Here is a 6,808-nt window from a genome sequence, read left to right as displayed (position 1 = left end):
TGAAGTCCTCACTACAAACCAATTTGATAGTGGTGGTTCGAGGCGAGATAATATCAATCTAAAATCTAAAATCTAAAATCGACTGATTGGTGCAAAATCGTAACCTGCACTGGATTGAGTGTTTGGTACAATTTGCAACAGAACTACATTGCTATTGCGATCGCCACTCGACAAAAATCTAATTTCCCCAGTCGCACCGCTAACCTTGAAATCCTCACCCGCCAAGGTTTTCGCCAGCATCACCCGCCCCGCTTGACCGCTAGAAGGAGCAATTTTCCCGATCGACCTTCCCATCCGCAACACCTGCACCGCATCGTAACTCATCGCTGTCCGCCAGTTAACATCAATTCCCCACAAATCTCTAGCTAAAAGTGCAAAATTTTGATTTTTACTATCAGCAAAATGCCAAGGTACAGAAATTATCGCCCCGCTCAAAGCTGCTCCACCCTCTTTTAATAAATCAGTATTATAGAGAGCATCGCCGCCAATCATTGGCAAACTTTTTTGATTATTTTGAGCAATTTCTAGGGCAGATTTCACAGTATCTGAATCCGGCAGCAAAACCAATACATCTGCTGTCAGCCCAGCCAGATGCGCCACATAATTAGGATCGGATAAATCTACTGCTTTAATAACTTGACCGCCTTCCAAAATCAAAGTAGTAGAAAAAGCTGTTTGCAGCGACTTGCTGTAAGAACTTTTGGAATTGTAAAAAACCGCAGCCGTGCTTTTTTTCAGGCCAGTTAACATATAGCGAGCTAAAGCCGTACCTGTAAATTGGTCGCTCGGTATTGTCCGAAAAAAATAGTTTACGCCGTCGGGGCGCCTCGGAACCGTTGCTAATTCAATGCTCGTGCTCGTAGGTGCGATCGCCACCATTTGATTTTGACTGTAAATCGGAGCAACTGCGATCGATGTTTTGCTGGTGCCGTGACCGACAACTGCTAAAATACTGCTATCTGCAATCAGACTCTGTGCAATAGCCTTCGCCCGATTTTCATCGTTACCGTCATCAGCAATCACCACCTTTAAAGGCACTCCCGCCTTAATTGCTTCGTCTTGAGCTTGAGCTATCCCGCGCAAGATTTCCGCCGCTGCGCTGAGATTGTCGCCAATCGGAACTACCGCCGCAATTGAGAGAGCTTCCGCAGTACCGAGTCGAGCATTATTTAGATAAATCAAAGTTTCCGGGTCAGTGCGATCGACTTTTAAAGCCACTTCTAGCTTGTTTACCGCCGTTTTGAAGTCTCTAGAGGCGATCGCGCTAACTCCTGCTTGCTTGTCAGGAGTTGCGGTGCTAGCAAACAAAATGCGATCGCCCGCACTGATGTAACTGCTAGCATCTACAGGCGAGGAAGTCTGGGCATTTTCCGGTGCAACCCCCGGCAAATTAGATGCTTGAGGAACGCTAGGATTCAGGCTCCTCTCAGCTAAGTGTACAGCATCTTTGAGGATACTTATAAACTCTTTTTTGAACACAAAAACACCAGCACCTAAAGCAATTAAAAATATCAAAAATAGATAAACAAACCAGCTTTTATTTGTAGATTTTCGAGAGTTAGCCTGCTCGTGACTGGTCGCCAAAGTAGCCGCTGTCGGCTCTTCCAAAGCCGCCAACATTTCCTTAGCAGTAGCGAACCGAGTTCGCGGGTGAAACCTAATCGCTTTATCCAGAACCGCCGCAAATCTCACACTCACCTTCGATGAGTGATTCTGCCAAAGCATCTCCCGAGTTTGGGGGTCAGTTTCTAAATCCTGCGGCCACTTTCCCGTCAGCAAATAAATTGCAGTCAATCCCAAACTGTACAAATCGCTAGAATATTCCGGCCGACCAGCGGCTTGTTCCGGGGACATAAATTGTGGCGTTCCAATGGAGATATTTACATCATTTCCCCCAGTAGTTACCCCTTGATTAATTGTTTCCTTAACTACACCAAAATCTATCAGCACAGGTTCATCGTCAGACTTCCGTAAAAGAATATTTTGCGGTTTAATATCTCGATGAATAATCATTTTTTCGTGTATGTAATCCAAAACAGGCAGCAGACTTCTCAGAATTTCCTTGACTTGCTCCTCGCTCATTTTCCCAGCAACTTTTACTCGGTTGCTGAGCGTTTCCCCGTCTATCCATTCTAGGGCCAAGAAAAACAAACCATTTTCCTCAAAGTGACCGTAAAGTTTGGGAATTTGAGAATGTCCTTCGCCCAACTTTTCCAAAACAGCAGCTTCTTGAGAAAAACGCTCTCGAACGCTTTGGTCAATGTGAGGATTATCGGTGTGGGTTTTGAGCTGCTTGATGACGCAACACCGGTGCGAAGGCATTTGCGTGTCTTCGGCCAACAATGTTAAGCCAAAACCTCCTTCTCCCAGCTTGTCAATCACCCGGTAACGATTGTTTAAAAATTGCTCTGATTCTGGGTTTAGTTCCGGCGGATGCAAAATTTCGCCGTTGATTTCCACGGTACTTTCTACTGCGAGAATGCCATATTTGCCGCTTCCGTTTGGTTCGGTATGAATTAGCGTAGATGTGTCGCCGTTGTCTTTTAACTTTCTCCTGAGTTCAAAAATGCGATCGACTATGATTTGCTCTTCGTCACCTGTTGGGGGACGCTTGTACAGAACATTAAAAATCGCTGCAGGTGCGACATATTTGCCGTAGTGCTTGCTCAACAGCAGCAGCACGATATATTCTTCTTTGTTTAGATCTATGCACTCGGAACCTAGCTTAACGGCGCGGGTTTTAGTGTCGATGCTCAAGTTGTCCATACCGAAAATGTTTATGGATCACAGAAAATTAATAAAAATGCAAGTAATTGGTAAGAGATCGAGTATAGCCTTTCTCAGGCAGATCGGGTACAATAACAGCACTGGGTAAACCACTGGACAGATGTTTGGCTCGTCAGTCGATTTGAGATTTTCCATTTTTCGATTTGAGATTTACTCTCCGATTGAATCTGGGAACTTGAACTTTTGTCTAACATTTTGAGCTCTCCACAACTCTTGTCGGGGGCTTGTATGCGTCTTTGGGTGGGGTCAACTGGATGGAATGTTGGTACCAGAGGCGACAAAACAGGCTCGATCGCCGATCGCACACCGATAACGGCAAATATCCTTAACCCTTAGACTTATTGTATAAATCTTCGATCGATCCCGAAACCGCAGATCAACGCAGATCAACGCAGATGTATTTCAAGATAAGTCAGATTAAAAATTTTCAAGTTCCGTTAATAAGTAAATCCACCTAATTAAGCGTCAAATCCCGATCGCTCAAAGGCTTGCTGTGTATCTCGAATTCCTTCTTCCTGATGACTGATGACTCATGACTCATGACTGATGACTCATGACTCATGACTCATGACTAATAACTAATAACTCACAACTAACAACTAACAACTCACAACTCACAACTCACAACTCACAACTCACAACTCATGACTAATAACTAATAACTAATAACTAATAACTAATAACTAATAACTAATAACTAATAACTAATAACTAACAACTAATGACTAATGACTAATGACTTCTTATGTCTCCCTTCTACTTAGCGAGCGCCCACAGGTAAACTCAGTATAAACGCTGTTTGACCAAGTATGGCAGCATCTAGTTTGATATCGCCACCGTGGGCCCGTGCAATTTCCCGTGCTAGGCTTAGTCCCAATCCCGATCCTTCTATTTTTTTGATCTGAGTGGAGTCGCCGCGATGGAAGCGCTCAAAAATGCGATCGCCCTCGCTCAAAGGAATATTTTGAGAACTATTGACAATTTTCACAATTACTCTTTTTTCCTGACACTCAGCCTGTAACCGGAGCCAACCCTTCGGTAAATTATATTTAATCGCATTCCCAACCAGATTTTGCAAAACCTGCACCAGCAAATCGCGATCGCCCTCTATAAATAACTTAGGAGCAATTGCCATTTCCACATCTAAATGTGGTGCTAGCAGTTCCATATCTTCGGCAATTTCCGATAGCAAAGCCGACATATTCACCTCAACCCGATGTAAACCCATACGTCCAGCATCGGCTAGAGAAAGTAAGAGAAGTTTGCGGGTAATTTCACTCAAACGGCGCACTTCATCCAATAAATTACTCAGGGTTTGCTGTACCTCAGAACCCGATTCAACTTGATGCAAAGCCCGTTCTAGTTGTCCTTGCAAAATTGCCAGCGGAGTCTTTAATTCGTGAGCAGCATCTCCACTAAAACGAGAAGCTTGTTGAAAACTTCGCTCCAGACGTTCTAACATTTGATTGAACACAAAAATTAATTCAACAAACTCTATATCCGTTGAACCGACAGGGACGCGATGATCTAGCCCTTGTACGGTGACATTGCCGATCGCCGTAGTGAGTCGCCCAATTTGATAGAGAATACTCCTCGATATCAACCACGCTCCACCAGCTACGAGTAAAAGCGCTATGGGAATAGAAATTAGAAAGATATTACCAATAGATGTCATTTCCCGATCGATAGCTTGCAAGTTAACGGCGATGGCTGCTTGACTATCAGGAGAATTAATCGCGCCGACACGCCAAATTGCGCTGCTAGTATGCTGGGTTGCTAGCTTAGCTTTGATCGCTTGAGGATGACGGGGGCGATCGCCTGGAGGTGGCCGATCGCCTGGAGGTCTTCTTTGTGGCGGGGGAAATAAATTAGGGCGATCGCCCGGGGGTTTTCTTTCGGGCGGTGGAAATAAATTCAGGCGATCGGGAGGTGGTGGATCTAGGGGATTTGGTGGAGGGGGAGGTTGTAATTCAAAATCTATTCTGCCGCGATCCTCCGGGGGTAGCGGCAGTGCTCGCCATAGCGAATTCGCATCAAGTTTATCTTCCCACTGACTCGATTTGTAGATTACATTACCATCTCTTTGAGTCACGATCAAAGCCACGGTTGTTTCCCCATTCATGCCCAAAAGTAAGGGCAAAGAATCAATATAAGCATCCCATTCAGGCGATCGCGGGCGAGTAGCGTGGAGCAACTGAGTTTCTATTTCAGCATCAAGACGCTTGACTTTAGCATCGTAAATCAACCACCACGAAACAACACCAAAGCCAATCATAGCAATACTTGCCAGCACAGCAGAGGATAGAGCAATCCGAAAGCGAAAAGATTGGAATTTCATGACATCTTTTGGACTCCCAAGGTTTCAATTCTTGAAATACATCTGCGTTGCATCGTCGGTTGCATCTGCTGACATCTGCGGTTAATTTCTTAATCATAGATTTATGCAACTCAAGTCTGTGATGGTGAATCTGGTTTGCGAAACCGATAGCCAACGCCGCGCACGCTTTCCACCCATCCCATACCGCCGATGGGTTCAATTTTCTTGCGAATGCGTTGAATACATACATCTACTACATTGGTGTTTGGGTTAAAATCATAGCCCCAGATATGTTCGAGGATTTGAGTGCGGGTAAATACCCTACCGGGCGATCGCATCAGATATTCCAACAGATTAAACTCGCGGGTGGTAAGTTCGACTGTATGGCGATCGCAAGTAACTTCTCGGAGAATGCGATCGAGCTTAACGGGGCCAACACTCAGAATATTTTGCCCATCGCCCGAAGCACGCCGCACTACAGCATGAATGCGCGCAACTAACTCCTCAACAAAAAACGGTTTAGCCAAATAGTCATCAGCGCCGAGATGTAAGCCTTGAATGCGATCGTCTAGTTCGTTGCGAGCAGTTAACAAAATTACAGGTACGTTTCGCCCAGCCTTTCGCAGGTGTTTGAGGATAGATAATCCGTCTTTTCCCGGCAAAACAATATCGAGGACGATCGCATCATACTGATTATCCATCGCCCGCTCATAGCCATCGTTGCCATTATCGCAATAATCCACAACAAAGCCTTGTTCTTTCAAGCCGATACAAACAAAATTAGCGATTTTTGCTTCATCTTCAACGTATAGAACATTCATAGATTCACCGATGTGATTGTGATTATACCGTGATTATTTATTCAATTAAATTACAAAATTGTAATCTATCCGCAGAGTTCCCGGTCATGTTTGGGTAGTTTGATGCTGCTATCAACTTTTGATCGGCAATTATAACTACCATGAAAAATCCTGTATTACTCGCATTACCTGCTACAGCCTTGCTGCTGGGATTGAGCAACTTGACTTTTGGCGATCGAACTACAGTCAGTTTTAACATCCTGCTAGCCCAAAGCCAACCCGCACCCGATCGAGATCGCAGACTTGGGCCCCATCCGCCCCGTATAGATTTTGCGGCTGCGGCCAAACAATTAGGAACCACCGAAGCCAAATTAATCGAAGTTTTGGGGCTACCCGCCAAACCCCCGGAACCACCAACAGCAAGTAATAGCCCGCCCTGTCTACCGCCGCCACCTCCTTTAGACATTCGCGGTGCAGCGAAAAAGTTGGGTGTTACCGAAGCGCGGTTGATTCAAATTTTGGGCATTCCACCGCGTCCACCGGGCGATCGCAATATACCCCCAAATTCGGAAAAACGCTAATTTTCCCAGATTACAAAACTGTAATCCTAGCACACAGATAAATGTCATTTTGAACCAGCTTAATGATTGTAGTGACGAACTTAAAGGCGATCGAGAATTCATTCTTTTAGCCTGACAACTACTTCAAACTTAGAAAACCCATCGAGGTAATTACACCATGCCACAACTATTTTCTAATCCAAATTCAATCAATGCACCTGGTAATGTTTCTCCTCAAAACCAAGGTGGAATGGGCAATCCTCCTGGTCAAAACCAAGGTGGAATGGGCAATCCTCCTGGTCAAAACCAAGGTGGAATGGGCAATCCTCCTGGTCAAAACCAAG

General features: G+C 44.9%; 4 protein-coding genes. 1 reads left to right on the top strand and 3 read right to left on the bottom strand.

Going from position 1 to position 6,808, the window contains the following annotated elements; all coding sequences use genetic code 11:
* Positions 1-72: 72 nt before the first annotated feature.
* From QUB64_RS18895 to QUB64_RS18885, 3 genes are all read right to left on the bottom strand, one after another.
* Positions 73-2,766, bottom strand: a complete 2,694-nt coding sequence (locus QUB64_RS18895; protein WP_333275320.1) for a protein kinase domain-containing protein — start codon at positions 2,764-2,766, stop codon at positions 73-75.
* Between the two features lie 781 nt (positions 2,767-3,547).
* The gene (locus QUB64_RS18890; RefSeq protein WP_333275318.1) at positions 3,548-5,125 is read right to left on the bottom strand and encodes a sensor histidine kinase; all 1,578 of its coding nucleotides are present in this window, start codon (positions 5,123-5,125) and stop codon (positions 3,548-3,550) included.
* A gap of 110 nt (positions 5,126-5,235) precedes the next feature.
* On the bottom strand, positions 5,236-5,925 hold the full coding sequence (locus QUB64_RS18885) for a response regulator transcription factor (protein ID WP_333275316.1): 690 nt from the start codon (positions 5,923-5,925) through the stop codon (positions 5,236-5,238).
* A gap of 140 nt (positions 5,926-6,065) precedes the next feature.
* On the opposite strand from QUB64_RS18885, the gene QUB64_RS18880 reads away from it, so the two are divergent.
* Entirely contained in the window at positions 6,066-6,485 is a 420-nt protein-coding gene (locus QUB64_RS18880; RefSeq protein WP_333275314.1) for a hypothetical protein, read from the top strand.
* The last annotated feature ends 323 nt before the right edge of the window (positions 6,486-6,808 follow it).

Origin of the sequence: Microcoleus sp. Aus8_D2, assembly GCF_036702665.1 — a bacterium.
Classification (GTDB): domain Bacteria; phylum Cyanobacteriota; class Cyanobacteriia; order Cyanobacteriales; family Microcoleaceae; genus Microcoleus.
The sequence above is the reverse complement of the archived record's forward strand: the minus strand, read 5'-3'. Positions and strand labels throughout refer to the sequence as shown.